The 25,776-nt window shown below is 73.9% G+C and carries 24 protein-coding genes and 1 riboswitch; of the genes, 16 read left to right on the plus strand and 8 right to left on the minus strand.

Translation table 11 applies throughout. The features are described from left to right. The first annotated feature begins 89 nt into the window (after positions 1 to 89). From ABTZ54_RS11930 to ABTZ54_RS11980, 11 genes are all read left to right on the plus strand, one after another. Positions 90 to 746: a TetR/AcrR family transcriptional regulator gene (locus tag ABTZ54_RS11930; RefSeq protein ID WP_351660492.1), complete on the plus strand. Its 657-nt coding sequence runs from the start codon at positions 90 to 92 to the stop codon at positions 744 to 746. A 312-nt stretch (positions 747 to 1,058) separates the two neighbouring features. Further along, entirely contained in the window at positions 1,059 to 1,979 is a 921-nt protein-coding gene (hpnC, locus tag ABTZ54_RS11935) for a squalene synthase HpnC (protein WP_502997234.1), read from the plus strand. Next, the gene (gene hpnD, locus ABTZ54_RS11940; protein WP_351660497.1) at positions 1,976 to 2,926 is read left to right on the plus strand and encodes a presqualene diphosphate synthase HpnD; all 951 of its coding nucleotides are present in this window, start codon (positions 1,976 to 1,978) and stop codon (positions 2,924 to 2,926) included. The genes hpnC and hpnD overlap by 4 nt, the downstream gene beginning before the upstream one ends. A 190-nt stretch (positions 2,927 to 3,116) precedes the next feature. After that, a complete protein-coding gene (gene hpnE / locus ABTZ54_RS11945) occupies positions 3,117 to 4,544 on the plus strand; it encodes a hydroxysqualene dehydroxylase HpnE (RefSeq protein ID WP_351660500.1) in 1,428 nt (475 codons plus the stop codon). Further along, positions 4,541 to 5,641: a polyprenyl synthetase family protein gene (locus ABTZ54_RS11950; protein WP_351660503.1), complete on the plus strand. Its 1,101-nt coding sequence runs from the start codon at positions 4,541 to 4,543 to the stop codon at positions 5,639 to 5,641. Before hpnE ends, ABTZ54_RS11950 begins: the two co-directional genes overlap by 4 nt. Before the next feature lie 128 nt (positions 5,642 to 5,769). Then, on the plus strand, positions 5,770 to 7,752 hold the full coding sequence (shc, locus tag ABTZ54_RS11955) for a squalene--hopene cyclase (RefSeq protein WP_351660506.1): 1,983 nt from the start codon (positions 5,770 to 5,772) through the stop codon (positions 7,750 to 7,752). Continuing rightward, entirely contained in the window at positions 7,752 to 8,414 is a 663-nt protein-coding gene (locus tag ABTZ54_RS11960; protein ID WP_351660509.1) for a phosphorylase family protein, read from the plus strand. The genes shc and ABTZ54_RS11960 overlap by 1 nt, the downstream gene beginning before the upstream one ends. 7 nt (positions 8,415 to 8,421) lie before the next feature. Beyond that, positions 8,422 to 9,444: an adenosyl-hopene transferase HpnH gene (gene hpnH / locus ABTZ54_RS11965; RefSeq protein ID WP_351660512.1), complete on the plus strand. Its 1,023-nt coding sequence runs from the start codon at positions 8,422 to 8,424 to the stop codon at positions 9,442 to 9,444. Between the two features lie 7 nt (positions 9,445 to 9,451). Then, on the plus strand, positions 9,452 to 10,837 hold the full coding sequence (locus tag ABTZ54_RS11970; RefSeq protein WP_351660515.1) for an aspartate aminotransferase family protein: 1,386 nt from the start codon (positions 9,452 to 9,454) through the stop codon (positions 10,835 to 10,837). Between the two features lie 87 nt (positions 10,838 to 10,924). Beyond that, positions 10,925 to 11,563, plus strand: a complete 639-nt coding sequence (locus ABTZ54_RS11975; RefSeq protein ID WP_351660518.1) for a helix-turn-helix domain-containing protein — start codon at positions 10,925 to 10,927, stop codon at positions 11,561 to 11,563. Positions 11,564 to 11,597: 34 nt separating this feature from the next. Beyond that, complete coding sequence (locus ABTZ54_RS11980; RefSeq protein WP_351660521.1) at positions 11,598 to 11,759, plus strand: DUF6126 family protein; 162 nt, start codon at positions 11,598 to 11,600, stop codon at positions 11,757 to 11,759. 60 nt (positions 11,760 to 11,819) lie between these two features. On the opposite strand, the gene ABTZ54_RS11985 is transcribed toward ABTZ54_RS11980, so the two are convergent. Next, entirely contained in the window at positions 11,820 to 12,617 is a 798-nt protein-coding gene (locus tag ABTZ54_RS11985) for a tyrosine-protein phosphatase (protein ID WP_351660524.1), read from the minus strand. Between the two features lie 373 nt (positions 12,618 to 12,990). Further along, a riboswitch (cyclic di-AMP (ydaO/yuaA leader) is annotated at positions 12,991 to 13,145 on the plus strand. A gap of 4 nt (positions 13,146 to 13,149) precedes the next feature. Here ABTZ54_RS11985 and ABTZ54_RS11990 point away from each other — a divergent pair. Together ABTZ54_RS11990 and ABTZ54_RS11995 are read left to right on the plus strand one after the other, a co-directional pair. Beyond that, positions 13,150 to 14,127, plus strand: a complete 978-nt coding sequence (locus ABTZ54_RS11990; protein ID WP_351660527.1) for a peptidoglycan DD-metalloendopeptidase family protein — start codon at positions 13,150 to 13,152, stop codon at positions 14,125 to 14,127. Between the two features lie 161 nt (positions 14,128 to 14,288). Next, positions 14,289 to 15,083 carry an SGNH/GDSL hydrolase family protein gene (locus ABTZ54_RS11995; RefSeq protein ID WP_351660530.1) on the plus strand — a complete coding sequence of 265 codons (795 nt, stop codon included), beginning with the start codon at positions 14,289 to 14,291 and terminating at the stop codon, positions 15,081 to 15,083. Here ABTZ54_RS11995 and ABTZ54_RS12000 read toward each other — a convergent pair. The 5 genes from ABTZ54_RS12000 to ABTZ54_RS12020 are packed head-to-tail and all read right to left on the minus strand — an operon-like array spanning position 15,070 to position 20,240. Continuing rightward, the gene (locus ABTZ54_RS12000; protein WP_351660533.1) at positions 15,070 to 15,939 is read right to left on the minus strand and encodes an STM4011 family radical SAM protein; all 870 of its coding nucleotides are present in this window, start codon (positions 15,937 to 15,939) and stop codon (positions 15,070 to 15,072) included. The two genes, ABTZ54_RS11995 and ABTZ54_RS12000, sit on opposite strands and share 14 nt — an antisense overlap. Positions 15,940 to 15,950: 11 nt before the next feature. Further along, a complete protein-coding gene (locus tag ABTZ54_RS12005) occupies positions 15,951 to 17,294 on the minus strand; it encodes an STM4012 family radical SAM protein (protein WP_351660536.1) in 1,344 nt (447 codons plus the stop codon). Beyond that, entirely contained in the window at positions 17,291 to 18,118 is an 828-nt protein-coding gene (locus ABTZ54_RS12010) for an STM4013/SEN3800 family hydrolase (protein WP_351660867.1), read from the minus strand. The genes ABTZ54_RS12005 and ABTZ54_RS12010 overlap by 4 nt, the downstream gene beginning before the upstream one ends. A 35-nt stretch (positions 18,119 to 18,153) precedes the next feature. Beyond that, entirely contained in the window at positions 18,154 to 19,284 is a 1,131-nt protein-coding gene (locus ABTZ54_RS12015) for an STM4014 family protein (protein ID WP_351660538.1), read from the minus strand. Further along, entirely contained in the window at positions 19,281 to 20,240 is a 960-nt protein-coding gene (locus ABTZ54_RS12020) for an STM4015 family protein (protein ID WP_351660541.1), read from the minus strand. Before ABTZ54_RS12020 ends, ABTZ54_RS12015 begins: the two co-directional genes overlap by 4 nt. A gap of 212 nt (positions 20,241 to 20,452) precedes the next feature. Between ABTZ54_RS12020 and ABTZ54_RS12025 the strand changes: the two genes are divergently transcribed. Together ABTZ54_RS12025 and ABTZ54_RS12030 are read left to right on the plus strand one after the other, a co-directional pair. Further along, positions 20,453 to 21,571, plus strand: coding sequence for a glycoside hydrolase family protein (locus ABTZ54_RS12025; RefSeq protein ID WP_351660544.1), 1,119 nt, complete (start codon positions 20,453 to 20,455; stop codon positions 21,569 to 21,571). Positions 21,572 to 21,678: 107 nt separating this feature from the next. Next, positions 21,679 to 22,470 carry an SIMPL domain-containing protein gene (locus ABTZ54_RS12030; protein ID WP_351660555.1) on the plus strand — a complete coding sequence of 264 codons (792 nt, stop codon included), beginning with the start codon at positions 21,679 to 21,681 and terminating at the stop codon, positions 22,468 to 22,470. On the opposite strand, the gene ABTZ54_RS12035 is transcribed toward ABTZ54_RS12030, so the two are convergent. Continuing rightward, positions 22,455 to 23,162 (minus strand): TetR family transcriptional regulator C-terminal domain-containing protein, encoded by a 708-nt coding sequence (locus ABTZ54_RS12035; RefSeq protein ID WP_351660558.1) that lies wholly within the window; start codon positions 23,160 to 23,162, stop codon positions 22,455 to 22,457. The two genes, ABTZ54_RS12030 and ABTZ54_RS12035, sit on opposite strands and share 16 nt — an antisense overlap. Position 23,163: 1 nt before the next feature. Beyond that, positions 23,164 to 24,342 (minus strand): glutamate dehydrogenase, encoded by a 1,179-nt coding sequence (locus tag ABTZ54_RS12040; RefSeq protein ID WP_351660561.1) that lies wholly within the window; start codon positions 24,340 to 24,342, stop codon positions 23,164 to 23,166. 119 nt (positions 24,343 to 24,461) lie between these two features. On the opposite strand from ABTZ54_RS12040, the gene ABTZ54_RS12045 reads away from it, so the two are divergent. After that, positions 24,462 to 25,760: an MBL fold metallo-hydrolase gene (locus ABTZ54_RS12045; protein WP_351660564.1), complete on the plus strand. Its 1,299-nt coding sequence runs from the start codon at positions 24,462 to 24,464 to the stop codon at positions 25,758 to 25,760. The last annotated feature ends 16 nt before the right edge of the window (positions 25,761 to 25,776 follow it).

The following is a 25,776-nucleotide window of genomic DNA, read 5'->3' on the forward strand; positions in this document are numbered from 1 at the left end:
GGTATGACCGGTCCGGGCGGCTGACGCTTTTTGCGCGTGGCGGGACCGCCCGGAATGTTCATGCGGTCAACATCGGGCAGGATGAACGCATGTCAGCGATCTCGGGAGGCAAGACCTACCACCACGGCGACCTGCGCAACGCCCTCATCTGCGCGGCCGTCGACCTCGCCACCGAAGGAGGCCCCGAGGCGGTCGTGCTGCGCGAGGCGGCCCGCCGGGTCGGCGTCTCGCCCACCGCCGCCTACCGGCACTTCGAGGGGCGTGGAGAGCTCCTCGCGGCGGTCCGGGAGCACGCCCGCCGGGCCCTCGCCGACTCCATGGAGCGGGCCGCCGTCCGCGCCCCCGGCGCCGACGACCCGGCGCTCGCCGCCGAGGCCCGGCTCGCCGCCCTCTGCCGCGGCTACGTGGCCTTCGCCGTCGACCAGCCGGGTCTCTACCGGTCGGCCTTCAGCACCCCCCGTACGGCCTCCGCCGCGGGCTCCGGGGAGCTCGGCGCCGAGACCGGCCAGGACTGCCCCGAGGTGCGTGCCTTCACCCTGCTCGGCGGCGCCCTCGACGCCCTCGCGGCGACCGCCCGCCCGCCGCGGCCGCCCCGCCCCGCCGCCGAGGCCGCCGCGTGGTCGGCCGTGCACGGACTGTCACTTCTGCTGCTGGAGGGGCCGCTGCGGCGGCTGCCGGCCCAGCGCCGGGCCGACGTCGTCGAGTCCACCCTCGCCATGGTGGTCTCCGGGACGCGCGCCCAGTGAGGGTCAAGAACGCGTCAACTACCGCCGCGTACGGGAAGGTTGGCGAAACGCCGCGCGTTGTCGCGGAGCGCCCGGCCCCCGGTCGCGGCCCGGAGTCCCTTACGACGTAAGCTGTACCGGTCTGTTTCGCGGCAAGTGGGGTGATACCCCTCGGCGCCCCGACCGCCGGGCGGTGAGCCACGGGCAGAGGTCGGCGGCGTGTCCGAAATAGGATGGATTGGATCCGCAGTGTAGAACGGGAGATGTGACGGCCATGACGCAGAATCTCCAGCTCCACGAGGGTGTCGCCGTCCCCGCGTCGGGCAGCGGCCGGTGACGGGAACCCGGCAGGTGCCCCCTGACGCCTCCTCGCGCACCACGCTCGGCAAGGCCGCGGACGAGAACTTCCCCGTGGCCCCCTTCTTCCTGCCACGCGCCTGGCGTGACGACCTGATGGCCGTCTACGGCTTCGCCCGGCTCGTCGACGACATCGGCGACGGCGACCTCGCCCCCGGCGGCGCCGACGCGCGCCACCTCGGCGTCGCGCCCGAGCGGGCCGACGACCGGGTCGCGATGCTCGACGCCTTCGAGACCGACCTGCGGCGCGTCTTCGACCCCGCCGACGGCGAGCCGCGCCACCCGCTGCTGCGCGCCCTCGGCCCCACCGTCGAGCGGTGCCGGCTCGGTCCCGAGCCGTTCCTCGGCCTCGTCGCCGCCAACCGGCAGGACCAACTGGTCCGTCGCTACGAGACCTACGACGACCTCCTCGCCTACTGCGAGCTCTCCGCCAACCCCGTCGGCCGGCTCGTCCTGGCCCTCACCGGCACCGCCACCCCCGAACGACTGCGCCGCTCCGACGAGATCTGCACCGCGCTGCAGATCGTCGAGCACCTCCAGGACGTCGCCGAGGACCTGGGGCGCGACCGGATCTATCTGCCCGCCGAGGACATGAAGCGCTTCCACGTCACCGAGGACGACCTGGCCCGGCCCACCGCCGGCGCCTCCGTGCGCGCCCTGATCGCCTTCGAGGCCGACCGGGCCCGCGCCCTGCTCGACGCGGGCGCCCCGCTCGTCGGCAGCGTCACGGGGCGGCTGCGGCTGCTGCTCGCCGGCTTCACCGCCGGGGGATACGCGGCACTCGACGCGATCACCGACGCCGGGTTCGACGTCCTGCCCGGGCCGCCCAAGGCCACCAGACCGAGTCTGATGCGCCGGGCGGGCGCCGTCCTGCTCACGGCGCGGAGAGAGGGGTGAGCCGGACCGTGGAGGCACAGCCGCAGCCGACCGCACCGGTACAGGCCGCGTACAGCTACTGCGAGGCCGTGACCGGGCAGCAGGCCCGCAACTTCGCGTACGGGATCCGACTCCTGCCGATCGAGAAGCGGCAGGCCATGTCGGCGCTGTACGCGTTCTCGCGCCGGGTCGACGACATCGGCGACGGGCCGCTCGCGCCCGACGAGAAGGACCGGCGCCTGGAGGCGACCCGCGCGCTGCTCGGCCGGGTGCGCGCCGGGGAGGTCGAGGAGGACGACACCGACCCGGTCGCCGTCGCCCTCGCCGACGCCGCCCGCCGCTTCCCGATCCCGCTCGGCGGGCTCGACGAGCTCATCGACGGCGTCCTCATGGACGTGCGCGGCGAGACGTACGAGACCTGGGACGACCTCAAGGTCTACTGCCGCTGCGTCGCCGGGGCGATCGGCCGGCTCTCGCTCGGCGTCTTCGGCACCCAGCCCGGCGCCCACGGCGCCGACCGCGCCGCCGAGTACGCCGACACCCTGGGGCTCGCCCTCCAGCTGACCAACATCCTCCGGGACGTACGCGAGGACGCCGGCAACGGGCGCACCTACCTGCCCGCCGACGATCTGGCCAAGTTCGGCTGCTCCGACGGCTTCGGCAGCGACACCCCGCCCGCCGGGGCCGACTTCGACGGCCTCGTCCACTTCGAAGTGCGGCGCGCCCGCGCCCTGTTCGCCGAGGGCTACCGACTCCTTCCCATGCTGGACCGGCGCAGCGGCGCCTGCGTCGCCGCCATGGCCGGGATCTACCGCCGCCTGCTCGACCGCATCGAGCGCGACCCCTCGGCGGTGCTGCGCGGCCGGGTCTCCCTGCCCGGCCGAGAAAAGGCCTACGTGGCCGTGCGGGGGCTTTCGGGCCTCGACGCCCGGCACATCTCCCGGCGTACGGTCCGGAGGCCGGCGTGACGCGGGCCGGTGGCCGCGCGGCGGCGCGCGGTGCGGAGGCCGGTGTGGCGTCCGCCGGGGTCCGTGCGGCGCGGCTCCAGGTGACCCGTCCGGCAGCCGGGCCGTCCCCGCGCGCCGGAGGCCCGGCGGGGACAACCCGAGCCGTCCGTTCCGCGTCCCTGATCATGACGTCCGCAGGGGAGGCCGCCGGATGACCGCCGACGAGCGCTGTGCCACGACCGGGGACCCCGCCCTCCACGGCGGCGGCTCGCGGCCGCGTGCCGTCGTCGTCGGGGGCGGTCTCGCCGGGGTGACCAGCGCGCTCCAGCTGGCCGACGCCGGAGTCAGGGTCACCCTGCTGGAAGGGCGGCCCCGGCTCGGCGGGCTCGCGTTCTCCTTCCAGCGCGGCGAGCTCAGCGTCGACAACGGGCAGCATGTCTACCTGCGCTGCTGCACCGCGTACCGCTGGTTCCTCGACCGCGTCGAGGGCGCGCACCTCGCGCCCGTGCAGGACCGGCTCGACGTGCCCGTGCTCGACGTCGGCCACCCGGCCGGGCCCCGGCTCGGACGGCTCCGGCGCAGCGGCCTGCCCGTGCCCCTGCACCTCGCCAGGAGCCTCGCCACCTACCCGCACCTCTCGCTCGCCGAGCGCGCGAGCGTCGGCCGCGCCGCGCTCGCCCTGAAGAAGCTGGACCCCGCCGACCCCGCCCTGGACGGCATCGACTTCGCCACCTGGCTCGGCCGCCACGGGCAGTCCCCGCGCACCGTCGAGGCCCTGTGGGACCTGGTCGGCGTCGCCACCCTCAACGCCACCGCGCCGCACGCCTCCATGGGGCTCGCCGCGATGGTCTTCAAGACCGGCCTGCTCTCCGAGCCCGGCGCCGCCGACATCGGCTGGGCGCACGTCCCGCTCGGCGAGCTGCACGACACCCTCGCCCGCAAGGCCCTGGACGCGGCCGGCGTCCGCGTCGAGACGCGCACCAAGGCCGAGCGGATCGCGCGCGGCGAGGACGGGCGCTGGACCGTCCACACCCCCGGGGAGCTCCTGGAGGCCGACGCCGTCGTCCTCGCCGTACCGCAGCGCGAGACCCGCGAGCTGCTGCCCGAAGGGGCCCTCGACGACCCCGACCGGCTGCTCGACATCGGCACCGCGCCCATCCTCAACCTGCACGTCGTCTACGACCGCAAGGTCCTGCGCCGCCCCTTCTTCACCGCCCTCGGCTCCCCGGTCCAGTGGGTCTTCGACCGCACCGAGTCCTCCGGGCTCACCGGCGGCGGCCAGTACCTCGCGGTCTCCCAGTCGGCCGCCCAGGACGACATCGACGAGCCCGTCTCCGTCCTGCGCGAGCGCTACCTCCCGGAGCTGGAGCGCCTGCTGCCCGCGGCCCGCGGCGCCGGGATCCGCGACTTCTTCGTCACCCGGGAGCGCACCGCCACCTTCGCCCCGACCCCCGGCGTCGGGCGGCTCCGCCCCGGCGCCCGCACCCACGCCCCCGGCCTGTACCTGGCCGGCGCGTGGACCGCCACCGGCTGGCCCGCGACCATGGAGAGCGCCGTCCGCAGCGGCTTCAGCGCCGCGGGCGCCGCGCTCTCCGCCCTCGGCCGCCGTTACGACCATCCGCTGCAGGAGGCGGCATGAGTGTGAGTACCGGAACTAGAGGAGAAACCGTGCCGACTGTGCCCCCGGGGAATCCGGCGGTCGACACCGCGGACGTCGCCGCGCTGCTGGAACGCGGCCGCGCCCTGTCCACGCCCGTCATGCGGGCGGCCGTCGACCGCCTCGCGCCGCCCATGGACACCGTGGCCGCCTACCACTTCGGCTGGATCGACGCCCACGGCAACCCGACTGCGGGCGACAGCGGCAAGGCCGTCCGCCCCGCGCTGGCCCTGATCTCCGCCGAGGCCGCCGGCGCCGCCCCCGAGGTCGGCATCCCCGGCGCCGTCGCCGTGGAGCTGGTGCACAACTTCTCGCTGCTCCACGACGACCTGATGGACGGCGACGAGCAGCGCAGGCACCGCGACACCGTCTGGAAGGTGCACGGCCCCGCCCAGGCCATCCTGGTCGGCGACGCCCTCTTCGCCCTCGCCAACGAGCTGCTCCTCGAACTCGGCACCGTCGAGGCCGGCCGGGCCACCCGCCGGCTGACCACGGCCACCCGCAAGCTGATCGACGGGCAGGCCCAGGACATCTCGTACGAGCACCGCGAGCGGGTCACCGTCGAGGAGTGCCTGGAGATGGAGGGCAACAAGACCGGCGCCCTGCTCGCCTGCGCCGTCTCCATCGGCGCCGTCCTCGGCGGCGCCGACGACCGCACCGCCGACAAGCTGGAGGAGTACGGCTACCACCTCGGCCTCGCCTTCCAGGCCGTCGACGACCTGCTCGGCATCTGGGGCGACCCGGAGGCCACCGGCAAGCAGACCTGGTCCGACCTGCGCCAGCGCAAGAAGTCCCTGCCCGTCGTCGCCGCCCTCGCGGCCGGCGGCCCGGCCTCCGAGCGGCTCGGCGAGCTGCTCGCCGCCGACGCCAAGAGCAGCGACTTCGACACCTTCTCCGAGGAGGAGTTCGCCACCCGCGCCGCCCTCATCGAGGAGGCCGGCGGGCGCGAGTGGACCTCCCAGGAGGCCCGCCGCCAGCACGCCATCGCCATCGATGCCCTGCACGACGTGGACCTGCCGGCCCACGTCCGGGCCCAGCTCACGGCGCTGGCCGATTTCGTCGTCGTACGGAAGAGATGATCACCATCACTCTGATATGAGTGCGCAGTCGCCGGCCGGTGCCTCCCGGCACCGGCCGACGGCAGACCCGAAGAAGCAGATCAACGCGGAAGTACTCCGAAGTACACCGACTGCACGAAGGGGAAGCCATGACAGCGACGACCGACGGAAGCGCCGGGGCCGTGGGACCCCGGGCAGCCGCGGCCAGCACGACCGACAGCGGCACGGGCGGACTTGAGGAGTCCGCCGCCGAGGCCGCGGAACGCTCCGTACGGCACCTCCTCGGCCGCCAGGACGCCGAGGGCTGGTGGAAGGGCGACCTGGAGACCAACGTCACCATGGACGCCGAAGACCTCCTGCTGCGCCAGTTCCTGGGCATCCTGGACCCGGCGACCGTCCGCGCCGCCGCCCTCTTCATCCGGGGCGAGCAGCGCGAGGACGGCACCTGGGCCACGTTCCACGAAGGGCCCGGCGAGCTCTCCGTCACCATCGAGGCCTATGTCGCCCTGCGGCTGGCCGGAGACCTCCCCGACGCCCCGCACATGGCGCGCGCCGCCGCCTGGATCCGGGAGCGGGGCGGCATCGCCGCGGCCCGGGTCTTCACCAGGATCTGGCTCGCGCTCTTCGGCTGGTGGCGCTGGGAGGACCTGCCCGAGCTGCCGCCCGAGCTGATCTACCTGCCCTCCTGGTTCCCGCTCAACATCTACGACTTCGGCTGCTGGGCCCGCCAGACGATCGTGCCGCTGACCGTCGTCTCGGCCAAGCGCCCGGTGCGGCCCGCGCCCTTCCCGCTGGACGAGCTGCATGTCGACCCGGCCCGGCCGAATCCGGCGAAACGTCTTTCTCCCGTCGCCAGTTGGGACGGCTTCTTCCAGCGGGTCGACAAGGGCCTGCACCTCTACCGCAGGCTGGCCCCGCGCCGGCTGCGCGGGAGCGCCATGGACGCGGCCGCCCGCTGGATCATCGAGCGGCAGGAGAACGACGGCTGCTGGGGCGGGATCCAGCCACCCGCCGTCTACTCGGTGATCGCCCTCCATCTCCTCGGTTACGACCTGGACCACCCCGTCATGCGGGCCGGGATGGAGTCCCTCGACCGGTTCGCGGTGTGGCGCGAGGACGGCGCCCGGATGATCGAGGCCTGCCAGTCGCCGGTCTGGGACACCTGTCTCGCCACCATCGCCCTCGCCGACGCCGGGGTACGCCCCGACCACCCGGCGCTGGTCAAGGCGGCCGACTGGATGCTCGGCGAGGAGATCGTCCGCACCGGCGACTGGGCGGTGCGACGGCCCGGACTCCCGCCGGGCGGCTGGGCGTTCGAGTTCCACAACGACAACTACCCGGACATCGACGACACCGCCGAGGTGATCCTCGCGCTGCGCCGGGTCAAGCACCCGGATCCGGAGCGGGTCGACGCGGCCGTCGCCCGGGCCGCCCGCTGGACCGTCGGCATGCAGTCGAGGAACGGGGCGTGGGCCGCCTTCGACGCCGACAACACCAGCGCCTTCCCCAACCGGCTGCCGTTCTGCGACTTCGGCGAGGTCATCGACCCGCCCTCCGCCGACGTCACCGCCCATGTGGTGGAGATGCTGGCGTACGAGGGGAAGGCCGCCCATCCGCGCACCCGCCGGGGCATCGAGTGGCTGCTCGCCGAACAGGAGCCGAGCGGCGCCTGGTTCGGCCGCTGGGGCGTCAACTACGTCTACGGTACGGGCTCGGTGCTGCCCGCGCTGACCGCCGCCGGGCTGCCCGTGGGCCACCCGGCGATCCGGCGGGCCGTCGCCTGGCTGGAGTCCGTGCAGAACGAGGACGGCGGCTGGGGCGAGGACCTGCGCTCCTACTCGGAGCGCCAGTGGATCGGCCACGGCACCTCCACCGCCTCGCAGACCGCCTGGGCGCTGATCGCCCTGCTCGCGGCGGGCGAGCACACCTCGGAGGCGGTCCGGCGGGGCGTCGCCTGGCTCGTCGGGACCCAGCGGGAGGACGGCTCCTGGGACGAGCCGTACTTCACCGGCACGGGCTTCCCCTGGGACTTCTCCATCAACTACCACCTGTACCGGCAGGTCTTCCCGCTCACGGCGCTCGGCCGCTATGTGAACGGGGAGCCGGTGCTCCACGGCCCCGGGGGCGCCTGATGGCCCGGGACCCCGGCACGCCCGCCGTGCCGCCGCTGCTGATCGCCTGCGCGCTCGGCATCGAGCAGCTGGCGCTGCGACGCGGCGCGCGCGGAGCCGCCCGGGCGGGGGCGCCCGCGCCGGTGACCGTGGTGCGGACCGGCATGGGCCCGGCGCACGCGCGCCGGGCCGTCTCGCGGGCCCTGGAGGACGCGGCCTGGCGGGACGCGGCCGTCATCGCCTCCGGCTTCTGCGCGGGGCTCGCGCCCGGGATGCACCCGGGTGACCTGATCGTCGCCGACGAGACCCGCGGCCCCGACGGCGTCACCCCCTGCACGGGTACGGATCTCCTGGTGAAGGCGCTCGCCAGGGCCGTACCGGGGCGGACCGTGCACACCGGCCCGCTGACCGGCTCCGACCATGTGGTGCGCGGCCCCGAGCGGGCCGCGCTGCGGGCCGGCGGGGCCGTCGCCGTCGACATGGAGTCCGCCGCCACCCTGCGTACGGCGGTGGCGGCCGGCCCCCGCCCGGTTGCGGCCGTACGGGTGGTCGTGGACGCTCCAGAACATGAACTGGTCCGGATCGGCACGGTCCGCGGTGGAATATCGGCTTTCCGTGTTCTCCGTGCCGTCCTTCCCGCATTCTTCGAATGGCACCGTTCTTTGCTGCTCCCCAGGAGGTGAGCGAGTTATGGCCATGCCGCTCCGTCAGTCCATCAGGGTCGGGACCTACCTCTTCGAACAGAAGCTCCGCAAGCGGGAGAAGTTCCCGTTGATCGTCGAGCTGGAGCCGCTGTTCGCCTGCAACCTCAAGTGCGAGGGCTGCGGCAAGATCCAGCATCCGGCGGGCGTGCTCAAGCAGCGCATGCCGGTCGCCCAGGCGGTCGGCGCCGTCCTGGAGTCCGGGGCGCCGATGGTCTCCATCGCCGGCGGCGAACCGCTGATGCACCCTCAGATCCACGAGATCGTGCGCCAGTTGGTGGCCAAGCGCAAGTACGTCTTCCTCTGCACCAACGCGATGCTGCTGCGCAAGAAGCTGGCGGACTTCACGCCCTCCCCGTACTTCGCCTTCGCCGTCCACATCGACGGACTGCGCGAGCGGCACGACGAATCCGTCGCCAAGGAGGGCGTGTTCGACGAGGCGGTGGCGGCGATCAAGGAGGCCAAGCGGCGCGGCTTCCGGGTCACCACCAACTCGACCTTCTTCAACACCGACACGCCCCAGACGATCATCGAGGTGCTGAACTACCTCAACGACGACCTCCAGGTCGACGAGATGATGATCTCGCCCGCGTACGCCTACGAGAAGGCCCCGGACCAGGAGCACTTCCTGGGCGTCGAGCAGACCAGGGAACTCTTCAAGAAGGCCTTCGCGGGCGGGAACCGGCGCCGCTGGCGGCTCAACCACTCGCCGCTCTTCCTCGACTTCCTGGAGGGCAAGGCCGATTTCCCCTGCACCGCGTGGGCGATCCCGAACTACTCGCTCTTCGGGTGGCAGCGCCCCTGCTATCTGATGAGCGACGGCTACGTCCCCACGTACCGCGAGCTCATCGAGGAGACCGACTGGGACGCGTACGGCCGCGGGAAGGACCCCCGCTGCGCCAACTGCATGGCGCACTGCGGCTACGAGCCCACCGCCGTCCTCGCCACCATGGGCTCGCTCAAGGAGTCCCTGCGCGCGGTCCGGGAGACCGTCCACGGGGGCAAGGGGTGAGCCGGTCATGACGGGCGGGTTCGATCTGCGGGCGCTGCTCGCCGAGCGCGGGGGCGAGCGGTACGAGCTGCACGCCCGGTACCTCAACCACCAGCTCCCGCGCATGCTCCACACCATCGGCTTCGACAAGGTGTACGAGCGGGCGGAGGGCGCCCACTTCTGGGACGCGGACGGCGCGGACTATCTGGACATGCTCGCCGGCTTCGGCGTCATGGGCCTGGGGCGGCACCACCCCGTCGTCCGCAAGGCGCTGCACGACGTCCTCGACGCGCAGCTCGCCGATCTCACCCGCTTCGACTGCCAGCCGCTGCCCGGACTGCTCGCCGAGCGGCTGCTCGCCCACAGCCCCCACCTCGACCGGGTCTTCTTCGGCAACAGCGGCACCGAGGCCGTGGAGACCGCCCTCAAGTTCGCCCGGTGCGCCACCGGGCGGCCGAGGGTCCTCTACTGCTCCCACGCCTTCCACGGGCTGACCACCGGCTCGCTCTCGGTCAACGGCGAGGACGGCTTCCGCGACGGCTTCGGCCCGCTGCTGCCGGACACGGCGATCGGCCTCGGCGACCTCGACGCCCTGGAGCGGGAGCTGCGCAAGGGGGACGTGGCCGCCTTCGTCGTGGAGCCGATCCAGGGCAAGGGCGTCCACGAGCCCCCGCCGGGCTTCCTGCGCGCCGCCCAGGAGCTGCTGCACCGGCACGGCGCGCTGCTGATCGCCGACGAGGTGCAGACCGGCCTCGGCCGGACCGGCGACTTCTACGCGTACCAGCACGAGGAGGGCGTCGAGCCCGACCTGGTCTGCGTCGCCAAGGCGCTCTCCGGCGGCTATGTGCCGGTGGGCGCGACCCTGGGCAAGGACTGGATCTTCAAGAAGGTCTACTCGTCCATGGACCGGGTCCTGGTCCACTCGGCCAGCTTCGGCGCGAACGCGCAGGCCATGGCCGCCGGGCTCGCGGTGCTCTCGGTCATGGAGACCGAGGGCACCGTCGCCCACGTACGGCGGATCGGCGACCTGCTCGCCTCCCGGCTGAGGGAGCTCGTACCGCGCTACGAGCTGCTGAAGGAGATCCGGGGCCGCGGGCTGATGATCGGCATCGAGTTCGGCCGGCCGTCCTCGCTGGGCCTGCGCAGCCGCTGGACCATGCTCCAGGCGGCCCGCAAGGGCCTCTTCGCCCAGATGGTCGTGGTGCCGCTGCTCCAGCGGCACCGGATCCTCACCCAGGTGTCGGGCGACCATCTGGAAGTGATCAAGCTGATCCCGCCGCTGGTCATCGACGAGGCGGACGTGGACCGCTTCGTGACCGCCTTCACGGCGGTGATGGACGACGCCCACGGCGGCGGCGGGCTGATGTGGGACTTCGGGAAGACCCTGGTCAAGCAGGCGGTCGCGCAGCGCTGACCGGGGCGGCCCCGGGCCGCTCCCGCGGTCTTTTGCCTCTGGGGCAATAAATTTGCCTCAGAGGCACGATCCTGGCGGAATGGACGCATGGACCACGTCCCCGGGGAATCCTCCCCGGACCCTGCCGCCCCCAGCGCCACCGACATCCTGCCGGACGTCGCCCCGCAGCTGCGGGCCCTGCGCCGCCGCCGGGGGCTCACCCTGGAGGCCGCCGCCCAGCGGGCCGGTCTCTCCCCGGCCCATCTGTCCCGGCTTGAGACGGGCAACCGGCAGCCCTCGCTCCCGATGCTGCTCGCGTTGTCCCGTATCTACGGTACGACGGTCTCCGAGCTGCTGGGCGAGACCCCGCCCGAGCGCGACCCGGTCGTCCGGGCCGGCCGCTCCGAGCCGGTCGAGGCCGACGGCTGGATCTACCGCCAGGCCGGCGGCGCCGGGCGCGCCCTCCAGTGCCTGCGCGTGCACGTGCCCTACGCCACCCGCGCCGACATCGTGCGGGTCCACCCGGGCGAGGAGTGGATCCACGTCCTGGAGGGCCGGGTGCGGCTCGCCCTCGGCGACGCGGTGCACGTCCTCGATCCCGGGGACAGCGCGCACTTCGACTCGCTCACCCCGCACCGGATCGGCGCCGCCACCCGTACCGGGGCCGAGCTGCTCTTCGTCCACACCCTGATGCAGAGTCCCGTGGCCGAGCTGTGTCTCGGTGACGGCACCCCGCACCGGCGCTGACCCTTCGAGTCTCACGACCGTGGAAAGGATCGACATGTCTGACACGTCTGGGAGCTCCGTACCGGACACCGGCGAGGAGCGCGGCAACGGCAAGTTCCCCAAGGGGCTGGTGCTCCGGCTCTTCGCGTACCTGATCGCCGGCCACCTCTTCGCCGGCTTCCTCTACCTGCTGTTCGAGATGGGCGGCGGTCAGTAGGCGCCCGGTCGACCATGCGAAAGGGCCGCGGGGCACACTGCCCCGCGGCCCTCGCCGTTCCTACGCCTCGACGAGCAGGCGCTCGCGCAGCCGGTCCCGGGTCTCCGGGGTGAGCCGCAGCCCCTCCGTCAGATAGGCGTCGACCGAGCCCCAGGTCTCCTCGATGGTGTCGAAGGCGGCCCGCAGATACTCCACCCGCGCGTCGAAGAGCGGGCTCAGCAGCTCCATCACCTCGGGCGACAGGGCGTCCGCCGCGCTGGAGTCGCGCCGCACCTTGTAGCGGCGGTGCGGCTCGTTGGACTTCACGTAGTCCTCCTCGATCGCCTCGCGCTCGACGCCGACGGCGAGCAGCGTGATCGCGATCGACAGACCGGCGCGGTCCTTGCCGGCCGCACAGTGCATCAGGGCCGGGACGCTCTCCTCGGCCATGGCGTGCAGGACGCGGCTGTGCTCGGCGGTCCGCTCCACGATCATCTTCCGGTACGAGTCGGACATCCGGGCCGCGGCCTTGCCGTCGCCCAGGATCTCGCGCAGCTGCGTCAGGTCGCCGCCCTGCACCAGCTTCCAGAACTCCTTGCCGTCGGCCGGGTCGTTGAGCGGTATGTTCACGTTCCGCACGCCGGGCAGCTCGACGTCCGCCCCCTCCATGCGCCGGTCGGCCTCGTTGCGGAAGTCGAAGACGGTGTGCAGGTCGAGGGTGGCGAGAAACGTCGCGTCCTCCTGCGTGGCGTGCGCCAGGTGACCGCTGCGGAAGAGGCGTCCGGCGCGCACGCTCCGGCCGTCCACCGTCGGCAGCCCGCCGAGGTCGCGGAAGTTGCGTACGCCGGTCAGCTCGGGCTCGGTCGTCGTCTGCGTCACGGATGCTCCTGGTCTCGAAATGGGTTCCTGGGGCAATCATCCAGGTGAGAGGCCCCGACCGCACCCCCTCGGGCTGGAATGGGCGATCTGTCCGAATTAAACCCTTAGGGGTAACGCGCCCTGATACCGGGGGAGATGGGATTCGGGGCGTGAGCAGCGTCATAGACGTGACGGACCGTGGCTGATCGTCTTTTCCAAATTCCCTTCCGGAAAGGGAAATCGAGGGACCGTCATCCACGGAGGGTGACCGGAATTCCGGCCGGAAATCGCGCCCGCACCGCTGTCGTGAAAACGGTGGCTTGTTCGTGCCCACCCGCCTCGCATAGCGTCGCGCTCAATCCGGACGGACCGCCTAATCCTGCCGCCGACCGGAATCCGCACACCACCCGTACAAGGCAGGAGCGGGGGACCCAGGTACTACGCCGATCCCTCGAAGAAGGACGGCTCGGGGTGAAGCCGCGCGACCACGCGGCCGGACATCTCCAGTCCGAACCCGACAGCTCACCTCGCAGGCGACGGAGAGGAATCCGCCATGCCCGCGAAGGGTAAGCACCGCCGTCCCAAGGCCAACCCGATCACCCGCGGATTCGTCGCCGCAGGCACCGGTGGCGCCGTCGTCGCCCTGCCGCTCATCGGCGCGACCGGCGCGCACGCCGCCGAGCAGGCCGCCCCGGTCGCGAAGGCCCCGCAGGCCGTCACCGTCGCCGCCGCGACCCCCGCCCAGGCCCCGGCCGCCGCTCCCGCCGCCGCCCCGAAGGCGTACACCGTCGTCCGTGGCGACTACCTGTCCAAGATCGCCAGTGAGCACAGGCTCACCGGCGGCTGGCAGAAGCTCTACCGCGACAACCGCCAGGTCGTCGGCGAGGACCCCTCGCTGATCCTCCCCGGCATGAAGCTCACCCTCGGCGCCAAGGGCACCGCCACGGCGCACACGCCGAAGGCCGCCGCCCCCGCGCAGAGCACCGGTGACGACACCCGCGCCTCGCGCGGCAGCGAGCGCGCCTCGGCGTCCTCCTCTTCGTCTTCCTCGTCGTCGTCCTCCTCGGCCGCTTCCTCCTCGTCGTCGTCCTCGGCGTCCTCCTCGGCCGGCCAGACCTCCTCCACCGGCTGGGTCACCCCCATCGCCGGCGGCGGCGTCTCCACCCCGTACCGCGCCTCCGGCTCGATGTGGTCCTCCGGCTACCACACCGGCGTCGACTTCATCGCCTCCACCGGCACCACCGTCCGCGCGGTCGGCCCGGGCACCGTCTACTCCGCCGGCGACGGCGGCGCGTACGGCAACCAGGTCGTCATCCAGCACGCCGACGGCACCTTCTCGCAGTACGCCCACCTGTCCTCGATCTCCGTCTCCGCCGGTCAGACCGTCACCGGCGGCCAGCAGATCGGCCTCTCCGGCGCGACCGGCAACGTCACCGGCCCGCACCTGCACTTCGAGATCCGCACCGGGCCGGAGTACGGCTCCGACATCGACCCGCTGGCCGCCCTGCGCCAGCACGGCGTCAGCGTCTGACCCCGGAATTGCACGGATTCACCCCGGAGGCCCGGCACCCATGTGCCGGGCCTCCGGCGTATTCCGGCTTGGCGGAATCTTTATCGGTGGCATATGTCACCCGCCGTCAACCCCTCCTTACGGTCGCGTAGGTCACATCCGTAAGGGAAAGATGAGCTCCCGTGGCAGACGATTCGAGAACAAGAGACAAGAACGCATTCGGGTCGTACGCGGCGATCGGTGACAGCTTCACGGAGGGCGTCGGAGACCCCGGCCCCGACGGGACGTACGTCGGATGGGCGGACCGCTTCGCGGTGCTGCTCGCCGACCAGCTGCCGGAGAACGACGCCTTCCGCTACGCCAACCTGGCGGTGCGGGGGCGCCTTCTGGACCAGATCGTCGCCGAGCAGGTCCCGAGGGCGAAGGAACTCGCCCCCGACCTGGTGACCTTCTGCGCCGGCGGCAACGACATCATCCGCCCCGGCACCGACCCCGACGACGTCGCCGAGCGCTTCGAGCGCGCCGTCGCCGACCTGACCTCCGCCGTGGGCACCGTCATGGTGACGACCGGCTTCGACACACGTGACGTGCCCGTCCTGAAGCACCTGCGCGGGAAGATCGCCACGTACACCGCCCATGTCCGGTCCATCGCCGACCGCTACGACTGCCCGGTGCTCGACCTGTGGTCGCTGAAGTCCGTCCAGGACCGGCGCGCCTGGGACGACGACCGGCTCCACCTGTCGGCCGAGGGGCACACCCGGGTCGCGCTGCGCGCCGCCCAGGTCCTCGGCATGCCGGTGCCGGCCGACCCGGACCAGGCGTGGCCGCCGCGGCCGCCGCGCGGCACCCTGGAGGTCCGCAAGGACGACATCCACTGGGCGAAGGAGTACCTGGTCCCGTGGATCGGGCGCCGCCTGCGCGGCGAGAGCTCGGGGGACCACGTCGAGGCCAAGCGCCCCGACCTCATGCCCCTGTAGGCGGCGGCTCCGGGCGGCCGGCCGGTATCCGCTCCAGGACGCCGCCGGCGAACACGTCGTACAGCGGCAGCGTCTCCAGATGGACGTAGCCGATGTGGCAGTCGCAGACGGCGAGCGGGCAGGGGCGCGGGCGCAGCGCGGTCCGGTACGAGCCGTCGTAGAGGTTGCCCAGCTCGGCCCTGACGAAGTGGCAGCGCCGCACCGTCCCGTCGCCGTCCACCGAGACGACCGACTCGCCGGTGCGGCACGGCAGCCCGGCCGAGCGGTGCGGATGCCGGCTGTACGGGAAGAGGGGGTCGAGGGCCGTCCAGTCCTCGGCCTCCCCGTCGGTGTAGGTGTGGCCCTCCGCCGCGTTCACCCACAGGTAGACGCCGGCCGGCAGCTCGGCGCGCAGCCGCCGCGCGGCGGCCAGGTGCTCCGGCAGGCCGACGATCCCTACGCTGAAGCGGATGCCCTGCTCCGCGAGCGCGCGGCACTTGCCGAGGAAGCGCTCGTACGGGGTCTGACCCGGGTGGTACGTGCACCAGAGCGCCACCGTGTCCGGGTCGGCCTCCGCCAGCCACTCCGTACGGCAGCTCAGGTTGGTCTGGATCGCCACCCGCTCCACGTGCGGCAGCCGGGAGAGCTCGACCAGGGTCCGCCGGTACCAGGAGCGCACCAGGCCCTCGCCCCACGGGGTGAAGAGGATGCGCAGCCGGTCCTCCCGCCGGTCCGCCGCCCAGCCGGCGAAGCGCTCCAGGGCGGCCCGGTCCGCCGTCAGCGTCTCGCGGCTGTCGCGGCGCTTGGCGAACGGGCAGTACGGACAGTCGTAGTCGCAGGAGGCCAGCGGGCCCCGGTAGAGCAGGGTCAGATCCATCCCGGGCCCCGCTACTTCGCCTCGTACGCGGCCATCGCGGCCCGCACCGCCGGGGAGAACAGCTCGGGGCCGAGCCCGTCCGAGTGCGCGAGCCCCTCCGGGGAGAGCCGCAGCAGCCCGCCGGGCGCGTCCGTGTCCAGCCAGCCCAGCTCCTCGAAGCGGGCGAGCTCGGCCGGGAAGTCCGCGAAGGGCGAGCTGCCGAAGCGGTCCGCGTAGTCGGCGCCCGCCATGCCCTCGGCCTGGAGCAGCGACTGCAGCAGATGGCGGCGGCGGGCCTCGTCGGCGTCGGTCGGGCGGCCCACCTCGGCCCGGGAGAAGTCGGCCGTCTCCGTGTACGCGTCGATGATCGAGCGGATCTCGCGGGTGCCGACCGCGTAGTCGAAGGAGTAGTGCAGCCGCGAGGTGTACGAGCGGGCGCCGCAGCCGAGGCCGATCATGCCGTCGGTCTGGCAGGCGTGGTCGTCGGGTCCGAGCGCGGGCGCGTCCGCGCGCCGGAACATGCGCATCGACACCTGCCGGTAGCCGCGGGCGAGGAGGTGGTCCCGGCCGTACCGGTAGAGCCGCAGCCGCAGCTCGTCCCACTCCCGGTCGGCGTCCAGGCCCCGCGGCTGCCGGCCGAGGCCGGTGAGCGGGCGGACGTACAGCGGGTAGAGATAGAGCTCCTCGGGCCGCCAGCCGAGCGCGGCGTCGAGCGAGCGGCGCCAGGACGTCTCGGTCTGGCCGTCGATGCCGTAGATCAGGTCGATGTTGAGGACCGGGACGCCGGTGTCCCGGATCCGGCCGAGGGCCGCCTCGACGTCCGCCCGGCGCTGCGGGCGCACGGCCGCCCTGGCCTCCTCCTCGACGAAGCTCTGCACCCCGATGCTCAGCCGGGTCGCGCCCCGCTCGGCGAGGACCGCGAGCCGGTCGGCGGTGGCCGTGGCCGGGGAGGTCTCCACGGACAGCGGCACCGCCCGCAGATCGGCCCCCATCCGCAGCTCGGCGATGTCGCACAGCCGCTCCAGCTCGGCGGCGCTCAGATACGTGGGCGTGCCGCCGCCGAACGCCGCCGTGGCGAACCGCACCGGCGCCGCGTCCCCCAGCGCCTCGCGCACCGCCACGGCCTGCCGGTCCAGCGCGTCGAGATAGCGGGTGGTCAGCTCGCCGGGGGCGCCGATCCGGGTGAAGAGGTTGCAGAAGCCGCAGCGGACCTCGCAGAACGGTATGTGGGCGTAGAGGGAGAGCGCGTCCTTCGGCTCGTCGGCCCAGAGCGCGTCGAGCGGGGGCCGCTCGGGCAGCGGGCGGTACGCGGTCTTGTGCGGGTAGGCGTAGACGTAACTCCGGTAGGGGCGCGGGGTCTCGGTCGAGCGGGTCATGCGGTGTTCTCCATGCTGTCCGGGCCAGGCAGGATGAAATGTGCATACGGCACATTCCATACGCTCTCATGGCCGAGCCGGTGCCCGGTGAAGCCGTCGTCCCCGTACGCGGTGCCATGGTCCGAGCAGACGACGGCGAAGCAGTCGCGGCGGCTGCTCATGGCGGCGAACAGGCGCCCGATGTGCCGGTCGACGTACTCCAGGGCGGCGGCGTGGGTGGCCCGGGAGTCGCCCGCCTCGCTGGTCGCGCCCGGCTGGTGGAACCAGTTCGGCTGGTGCAGGGCGGCGACGTTCACGAAGAGGAAGAGGCGCCGGTCGTGGGGGAGGGCGGCGACGATCTCCTCGGCGCGCGCCACCTGGGACTCGAAGGAGGTCGGCGAGGCGACCCCGAACGAGGGCTCCCAGTGGCTCTCCTGGAAGAGCCCCGGCAGCACCGTGCCGAGCGGCGGCCGCCGGTTGAAGAAGCCGACCCCGCCCACGCACACGGTCCGGTAGCCCTCGTGGGCCAGCGCCGACACCAGGTCGGGCGTCTCGTGGAAGACATAGGTGCCGTCGGCGGTGGTCTCGCTGCCGGCGAACGACGCGGCGAAGAGCCTCGGGTGCGGTCCCGGCGAGGCCGGGGTGGGCAGGAAGCCCGCGAAGATCGCCTGGTGGGAGGCGTAGGTGAAGCTGCCGGGCGCGTGCCGGCGCTCCCAGACGCCGCCGGGCAGATGGCGCGCCAGGTTCGGGATGCGGCCCTCGGCGGCGAGCTCGGCCGCCACGTCGTACCGCAGGGTGTCCAGGGTGACGAGGAGCAGATCGTGACGGCCGACGATCCGGTTCATGTCCAGTGGGGGTGGGGGCGTGGGCGTGGGCGGGGTCACGGTCGGGGGCTCGTTCCTGTCGGGCGGGGGGTGCGTACGTAGGCGGCGACCTGGGTCGCGTAGGTGTCCAGGCCCTCCGCCCCGCTCCCGGGGAGGCCGGTGAGGCCGGGCAGCAGGTCGCCGAAGGCGTTGACCTCGCCCACCGCGAAGCGGCGCCAGCCGGTGGCGGGCAGCAGGTCGACGCCCACGCAGCGGGTGCGGGGGAAGGCGGCGGCGGCCCGCTCGCAGACCTCCAGGGCGTCGGCGAAGCGCCCGCCCGCCGCGCCGATCGCGGCCCGCGCCGCGTCCAGGTCGCCCCGGGCGCCGCCCAGATGCAGATTGGTCATGGGGGAGCGGCTGGTGCGCACGACGGCGTGGGTGGCGCGGCCGTCGACGACCACGACCCGCAGGTCGGCCGAGCGCCCGCCGAGCGAGGCCTTGGGCAGCCAGCGCTCCACGTGCAGGCCGTCCGGGGCGAGCGCGTCCACGGCGGCGGCGACCTCGCGCTCGGTCGTGTAGCGGCGCACCCGCAGCGAGTTGTGGAGACGCCCGTCGGCGCGCAGCTCGACCGAGGTGGTGGCCTGGATCCGGCCCGAGGCGGCCGTCTCCAGGGCGAGCACCCCGGAGGCCGAGGAGCCGTGCGCCGGCTTCACGAAGACCCGGCGCATCCCCTGACCGGCCGTCAGCGCGCGCACGTCCGCCCAGCCCCGTACGGGCGGGGCGGCCGCGCCCGAGGTCGGCGCGTGCGGCACGGGGACGCCGGCGGCGAGGAGCCGGGCGTGCCCGAGCCGCTTGTCGAAGAGGACGGCGAGCTCGTCCGGGTCGCCCAGGAGGACGGCGCCGTCCTCGCGCACGGTGGCGGCGAGCCCGCGCACCGCCGCGACGAAGCGCGCGTACCACCGTCCCGTGCCCTCGACCCGGGTCGGCTCCGGCACGCCCCTCAGCAGCCGGTCGACCTCCGGCTCCTCGCCGGGCGAGTCGAGCCGCACCAGCTCCCCGGGGTGGAAGCGGGCCCCGCCCCGCAGCACGTCGAGCCACGGCACGACCCGCGGCCGGGGCAGCCCGGCGGCGAGCGCCGCGTCCAGGAAGAGCCGCACCCGGCGGCCCTCCGGGTTGCCGACGACGGCGAGGGGCGGGGCGGTGCTCACTCGGCGACCGCCACGTACCGGTAGAGCTCGCCGTCGCCGTCGTCCTCCGGCACCTGCGCGTCGTCGAGGTCGACCGTCACCCCGTGCGGGGCGAGCGCGGCGGTCAGCCGCTCGGCGGTCTCCGGCGACAGGTAGTGGTGGGCCAGTCCGAGGCGGCGTAGATGGGTCAGCGGCTGCCCGGCGAGCAGCGCCTCCGCGCCCGCGTCGGTGAGCACGCCCAGGGACAGGTCGAGCTCCTCCAGGCGGGCGACGACCGGGGCGGTGGCCACGGCGGCGGCGACCACGTCCTGGATGTGGCTGTCGCGCAGCCCGAGCCGCCGCAGCGCGGGCAGCCGGGCCCCGGTCAGGATCGGCTCCAGGTCGGCGGGGGTCGCGTCCGCCCCGTACTCCTCGGTGCCGAGCCACAGCTCCAGATGGACCAGGGCGGGCAGCTCGCTGGCCGCGACGCCCCGCACGACCTCGGCGCCCAGGCCGCCGGACTCCAGCACCAGGGCGCGCAGCGCGGTGTGCCGCACGGGCGGGAACACCAGCCCGCTGCCGCCGCGCACGCCGAGCGCCAGCAGGCCCGGGTAGGCGGCGAGCAGCGGGGTGACGTCGGACTGGATGATCCAGGAGATCTCGCACTCCTCGCTGGTCATGTCGCCGAGGAACACCGCCTCCAGTCCGGTGAGCCGGTCGTTCGCGCCGATCAGCGCCTTCACGATCGACGCGGAGGAGGTGTCGTACGCCTCCTCCCAGCCGCCGACGACCACGGCCCGCACCCGGCCGGTGTCCACCGTCGCCAGGAAGCGCTCGAACAGCGGCTCCCAGGTCTCGTCCCCCGGGTCGGCGTACGTGGGCGCGGAGAGCCGCCAGGCCACGGTCGCGGGGTCGGGCAGCTCGACCGCGACGTCCGGCTCCGGGAACTCGAACACGGGCAGGCCGTGGAACTCCTGCAGGTGAACCCCAATGGTCATGAGCGCTCCATACTCCGCACGCCGGGCAGGCGTTGATCGGCTGATGCGAGAAGTTCTACCAAGGGGCACTGACAACGGGGGTGGCGGGATGACGTCCGTGGACGCGGGCGTGTCAGGGACGACATCCGATGATTCGTCAGATAATCATCGGAACTGATCTTCCTGTTGAGTGTCGACCGGTGTCCCCGGCCCGAGAGGAGGGGAGGCCTTCCGTGCCCGTCCGTCACGCCCTCACCGCCCTGCTGTTCGTGCTCGCCGTGGCCGCGCTGCTCGCCCCGGCCCCCGCCGCGGGCGCCGCGCCCGCGCGCGCCCCGCTCCCGCCCTCGTTCACCATCTCGGGGGTCGACCTGCACGACACCCAGATCGCCCGGTTCGGCGACACCTACTACATGTACGGTTCCATGTACGCCTGCGGCTTCGAGTGGAACGTGGCCAACACCCCCTGGTGCGGCTTCGGCGTCTCCACCGCGCCCACGCCGCAGGGGCCGTGGAGCACCCCCAAGGCGCTGTTCGACCCCACCACGATCGACCCGTGGACCGACGACTCCTGGCAGACCACCTGCGGCGGCACCGGCCAGGGCTGCTTCAACCCGCGCATGGTCCGCCGCACCGGATGGGGCCCCGACGACGGCGTCTTCGTCCTCTGGTTCAACAGCCCCCGGCACTACTCCATCAACGGGGCGAACGCCTACAACACGATGGGCTGCGCCTCCGCGGCCGGACCGTGCGGACGCGGCGTCAGCCCCAACGGCTCGTACCACAAGCCCGCGCTCACGATCTGCGTCGGCAACGGCGACTTCGGCTTCATCCAGTCCGGCAGCCCCGGCGGCCGGCCCGCCCTCGTCTGCACCCTGCCCGGCACCGCGCAGCTCAACATCGAGGAGCTCGACCAGTGGGGCAACGGCGGCACGGGCCTCGGCGTCCGCAAGGTCGCGGGACTGGGGCACATCGAGGGCCCGGGCGGCTGGTGGGACCCCCTCGCACGCCGGTACGTCCTCACCTACGCCGACCCCGCCTGCGGCTACTGCGCGGGCACCCCGATCGGCTACGCCACCGCGCCCTCGCTGTACTCGGGCTGGACCGCCCCGCGCAACGTGGGCTGGGGCGCGCCCGCGAACGGGCGCCGCGTCTTCAACGGCAACAGCTGCGGCGGCCAGCCGCGCACCGTGACCGTCCTCGACGGACAGCCCTGGCAGATCATCGACCTCTGGCTCGGCACCCGCAACGAGGCCACCGCCCCCACCCACCTCGTCCCGCTCTCCTACACCCCCGCACCCGGCGTCGCGGGCGACGGAAAGGTGTGGCGCCCGCCGCTCGCGCTCGCCTGCTGACGTCCGGAGAGGTGAAGGACGCGGGCGCCCAAGGAGTGGCGCTGCGCCCCTGGGGGCGGGGCCTGGTGGGATGTGCGCGCCGACAACCATCCCCGAAGGGACCGCCCATGACGCCCCGTCGCCCCGGAAGCACGACCGCCCGCACCCGCGTCCGTACCGTGCGCGCGCTCGCCGCCGGCGCCGCCCTCGGCGGACTGCTGCTCGGCGCCGCGGCCCCCGCCGTCGCCGCCGCGCCCGGGGGGACGGCCCGCCCCACCGCCGTACGGGCCCCCGCGCCCACCACCGTCACGGTCGGCGGGAGCGGCCGGGCGGCCGCCGCGCCCGACATCGCCGTGGTCTCGGTCGGCGTCGAGGCGACCCGCAAGACCGCCAAGGAGGCGATGGCCGCGCAGAACACGGCGGCCAAGGCGCTCCTCGACGCCCTGCGGCAGCAGGGCATCGCCGACCGGGACGTCCGCACCGAGAGCCTGTCCCTCTCGCCGGTCTACACCCAGACCGCCGAGGGCGAGAGCAAGGTGACGGGCTATCAGGCCGGCCAGAGCTTCTCGGTGAAGGTCCGGGACATCGACAAGGCCGGGCAGGTCGTCGGCGCGGTCAGCGACGCCACCGGGGACGCGGGGCGCGTCAACGGCGTCTCCTTCGACGTCTCCGACCCGACCGCCCTGCGCGCCAAGGCCCGCGAGGCCGCCTTCCGCGACGCCCACGACAAGGCCGCCCAGCACGCGAGCCTCAGCGGCCACCGCCTCGGCCGGCTGGTCTCCCTCACCGAGGGCGAGAGCGTCCGCCCCGGCCCCGGCGCGGCCCCGAGCGCCCCCGCCGACGGTGGCGACAGCGTCCCTCTCGCGCCCGGCGAGATCGAGGAGCATGTGACGGTCACGGCGGTCTACGAGCTGGTCTGAGGCGGGGCGGGAGGGGCGGCGTCGCGCCGGGGCGGATGGCTGGGGAGGGCCGGCGCCGGGGGCGCGCCCGTTCCCGCCCCCGCACCCGCCCCGTCGAGCGACCCGAGCCCCAGCTCCCGCGCGAGCGCCCCGTCCGCCCACTCCAGCATCGTCGCGCGGGGGAGCGAGCCGGCGTACGCCGTCGTCTGGACCGCCAGGCCGTCCAGGAAGGCGGTGAGGCGCCAGGCCGACGCGGCCGGGTCGGGGCAGGTGAACTCCCCGGACGCGGTGCCCTCGGCGATCACCCGGGCCAGCGCGGCCTTCCACTCCCGGTCGAGCGACGCGGCGACCTCGCGCAGCGCCGGGTCGCGCAGGGACGCCGCCCAGCCCTCGATCCACAGGCGCCAGCCCTTGGCCTGGCCGGTCGGCGCGTACCAGCGGACCGCCGCGCGCAGGCGGCGCACCGCGGTGGTCCGGCGGTCCAGCACCCTGCGCAGCCGGGCCAGGTCCCGCTCGGCCGCGTGGGCGAAGGCCGCCGCGACCAGCTGTTCCTTGGTCGCGAAGTGGTACAGGACCAGCGCGCTGCTGACCCCGAGCTCCGCCGCCACGTCCGCGACCCGCACCGCCGCGACACCCTTGGCCTCGATCCGGCCGACCGCCGCCCGCAGCAGCGCCTCGCGCCGCTCCGCCACGTCCCACCGCGCCCTCGCCACGTCAGTACCAGCCGTACCGCTCGGCGATCACCGGCAGCCGTTCCTCCACCAGCGCGTGCGCCGCGGCGCGCGGGGTCGTGCCGTCCGCCTCCGCCCGGTCCAGCATCAGGCCCACGAGCTCCCGCATCGCCCGCCTGACCCGGTCGAAGGCCGCCTCCGCGTCCGCCTCGACGTCGCCGAAGAGCGTCCACCACCACCAGGCGTTCGTACCGGAGTTGACGACGACGTCCGGCAGGACGGTGACCCCGCGCGCCGCGAGCAGCCGCTCGGCCTCCGGGAGCACCGGCATGTTGGCCGCCTCGACGATCAGCCGGGCCCGCACCCGCTCCTGGCCCGCCGCGTCCACGGCGTACGAGACGGCCGCCGGGACCAGCACCTCCGCGTCCGCTGCGAGCCACGCGTCCCCGGCCTCCTCGCGGTCCCCGGGCCGCAGCACCGCCCGGTCCACCGCGCCGTGCGCGTCGCGCGCCGCGAGCAGCGCCTCGACGTCCAGGCCGTCCGGGTTCACGATCGTGCCCTTCACGTCGGCCACGGCCACCACCCGCAGGCCCGCCCGGGCCAGGAAGCGCGCGGTGGCGCCGCCCATCGTCCCGAAGCCCTGCACCGAGACCCGCGCGCCGGCGTACGGCGTCCCCGCGCGGTCCAGGGCCGCCAGGGCCGCCTCGGCGACGCCGCAGCCGCCGACGAGCTCGTCCAGGCCGATCCCGTCCACCTCCAGGGCGAACGCGTCGGCGAGCCGTGCGCGGGCCGCGGCCTCGTCGTCGAGCAGCGGGTACACCGCCTGGATCGAGGAGACGAGCCCCGCCTCGGCCGCCGCCCGGTCCACCAGGTCCTGCGTCAGACCCAGGTCCTCGCCGGTGGTCCAGAAGCGCTCGATGTACGGACGCATCGCCCGCAGGTAGCGCACCAGCACGCCGTACGCCTCGGGGGACCGCGGATCGCAGTCGATGCCGCCCTTGGCGCCGCCCAGCGGCACGTAGCGGGCCGACGGGTCGTAGTGCAGGGCCTCCTTCATGGTCATTCCGCGCGCGAGCCCGGCGACCTCCTCGGCCGTGCACCCCTCGCGCATCCGCAGGCCGCCGCTGGCCACCCCGCGCACCAGCCGGTCCACGACCAGATGGCCGCGGCGGCCCGTCACGTGATCGGTCCATCCGACGCTCAACAGCGGGGCGGTGCTCATCGGCGTACTCCTCGGTACTCCCGGTCCTACTGAATGGCCGTTCAGTATCGCCGATCGTCCGGGCGCCGGATGCCACGGGCCGCCCATAATGAAAAGATCCTCGACTTTCAGGAGGTCCTGTGACCGGCACTGGCCCCGACCACTCACTGCGGGCACGGCTGCGCGCGCTGCGCCCCGAGGCCTTCGGCGCCGACCCGACGGGCGAGCGCCTGGCGCGCATCCGCCGGTCCCCGAACTTCGCGGACGGCGTGTTCCGGAACCCCGAGGAGGCCCGGCACCGGCCGTCCGGCTCCACGATGGAGTTCGCGAAGATCTATTTCGAGAAGGAGGCGCGGGCGCGCCGAGCCCCCACCGGCGCGATCCCCGTCCACCCGACCACCCTCGCCGACCTGGCCCGGCCGCCCGCCTCCGGGCTCCGGATCACCTGGATGGGGCACTCCAGCGTCCTCGCCGAGATCGACGGCCGCCGGGTCCTCTTCGACCCCGTCTGGGGCGACCGCTGCTCGCCCTTCGCCTTCGCGGGACCCAAGCGCCTGCACCCCGTGCCCGTACCGCTGGCGGCCCTCGGTCCCGTCGACGTCGTCGTGATCTCCCACGACCACTACGACCACCTGGACCTGCCGACGATCAAGGCGCTGGCCGGCACGGACACCCTCTTCGCGGTGCCGCTGGGCGTCGGCGCCCACCTGGAGCACTGGGGCGTGCCCGCCTCCCGGCTGCGCGAGCTGGACTGGAACGAGTCCACCGAGGTCGGCGACCTGCGGCTCACCGCGACCCCCGCCCGCCACTTCTGCGGCCGGGGCCTGCGCAACCAGCAGCACACCCTGTGGGCCTCCTGGACCGTCGAGGGGCCCGCGCACCGGATCTACCACAGCGGCGACACCGGCTACTTCTCCGGTTTCGAGGACATCGGCGCCGCCCACGGCCCCTTCGACGTCACCATGATCCAGATCGGCGCCTACTCCGAGTACTGGCCCGACATCCACATGACCCCCGCCGAAGGCGTGCGCGCCCACCTCGACCTCCAGGGCGGCCGCCCGCACGGCGTCATGCTGCCCATCCACTGGGGCACCTTCAACCTCGCCCCGCACCCGTGGGCCGAGCCGGGCGAGGGCACCGTCGCCGCCGGTACGGAGGCCGGCCAGCCGCTCGCGCTGCCCCGGCCCGGCGAGCCCTTCGAGCCCGGCGCGGCGACGCTGCCCGACGCCCCATGGTGGCGGGCGGTCGCGCACGCCCCCGAGGGCGGCTGGGGCGCCGCGGGCGGCGCCGACCGGCAGGGGGCGCGCACCGGCGCGACCGGAGCGACCGGCGTGACCGACGCGAACGCGAACGCGGGCGGCGCCGACGGGGTCGACGTGACCGGCGGACGGCGCGCGGACAGCGGCCGGAGCGCGCAGGAGACCGCTCCCACTCCCTAGTCCGCGCCCCCGCATC

Origin of the sequence: Streptomyces sp. NPDC094032 (assembly GCF_040303965.1) — a bacterium.
GTDB lineage: Bacteria > Actinomycetota > Actinomycetes > Streptomycetales > Streptomycetaceae > Streptomyces.

What these genes read in the sequence shown, in the direction of transcription:
- ABTZ54_RS11930 (WP_351660492.1), top strand. Translation starts at nt 90, where the DNA reads ATGTCAGCGATCTCGGGAGGCAAGACCTACCACCACGGCGACCTGCGC.
- hpnE (WP_351660500.1), top strand. Translation starts at nt 3,117, where the DNA reads ATGACCGCCGACGAGCGCTGTGCCACGACCGGGGACCCCGCCCTCCAC.
- ABTZ54_RS11950 (WP_351660503.1), top strand. Translation starts at nt 4,541, where the DNA reads ATGAGTGTGAGTACCGGAACTAGAGGAGAAACCGTGCCGACTGTGCCC.
- shc (WP_351660506.1), top strand. Translation starts at nt 5,770, where the DNA reads ATGACAGCGACGACCGACGGAAGCGCCGGGGCCGTGGGACCCCGGGCA.
- ABTZ54_RS11960 (WP_351660509.1), top strand. Translation starts at nt 7,752, where the DNA reads ATGGCCCGGGACCCCGGCACGCCCGCCGTGCCGCCGCTGCTGATCGCC.
- hpnH (WP_351660512.1), top strand. Translation starts at nt 8,422, where the DNA reads ATGGCCATGCCGCTCCGTCAGTCCATCAGGGTCGGGACCTACCTCTTC.
- ABTZ54_RS11970 (WP_351660515.1), top strand. Translation starts at nt 9,452, where the DNA reads ATGACGGGCGGGTTCGATCTGCGGGCGCTGCTCGCCGAGCGCGGGGGC.
- ABTZ54_RS11975 (WP_351660518.1), top strand. Translation starts at nt 10,925, where the DNA reads ATGGACCACGTCCCCGGGGAATCCTCCCCGGACCCTGCCGCCCCCAGC.
- ABTZ54_RS11980 (WP_351660521.1), top strand. Translation starts at nt 11,598, where the DNA reads ATGTCTGACACGTCTGGGAGCTCCGTACCGGACACCGGCGAGGAGCGC.
- ABTZ54_RS11990 (WP_351660527.1), top strand. Translation starts at nt 13,150, where the DNA reads ATGCCCGCGAAGGGTAAGCACCGCCGTCCCAAGGCCAACCCGATCACC.
- ABTZ54_RS12000 (WP_351660533.1), bottom strand. Translation starts at nt 15,939, where the DNA reads ATGGATCTGACCCTGCTCTACCGGGGCCCGCTGGCCTCCTGCGACTAC.
- ABTZ54_RS12005 (WP_351660536.1), bottom strand. Translation starts at nt 17,294, where the DNA reads ATGACCCGCTCGACCGAGACCCCGCGCCCCTACCGGAGTTACGTCTAC.
- ABTZ54_RS12010 (WP_351660867.1), bottom strand. Translation starts at nt 18,118, where the DNA reads ATGAACCGGATCGTCGGCCGTCACGATCTGCTCCTCGTCACCCTGGAC.
- ABTZ54_RS12020 (WP_351660541.1), bottom strand. Translation starts at nt 20,240, where the DNA reads ATGACCATTGGGGTTCACCTGCAGGAGTTCCACGGCCTGCCCGTGTTC.
- ABTZ54_RS12030 (WP_351660555.1), top strand. Translation starts at nt 21,679, where the DNA reads ATGACGCCCCGTCGCCCCGGAAGCACGACCGCCCGCACCCGCGTCCGT.
- ABTZ54_RS12040 (WP_351660561.1), bottom strand. Translation starts at nt 24,342, where the DNA reads ATGAGCACCGCCCCGCTGTTGAGCGTCGGATGGACCGATCACGTGACG.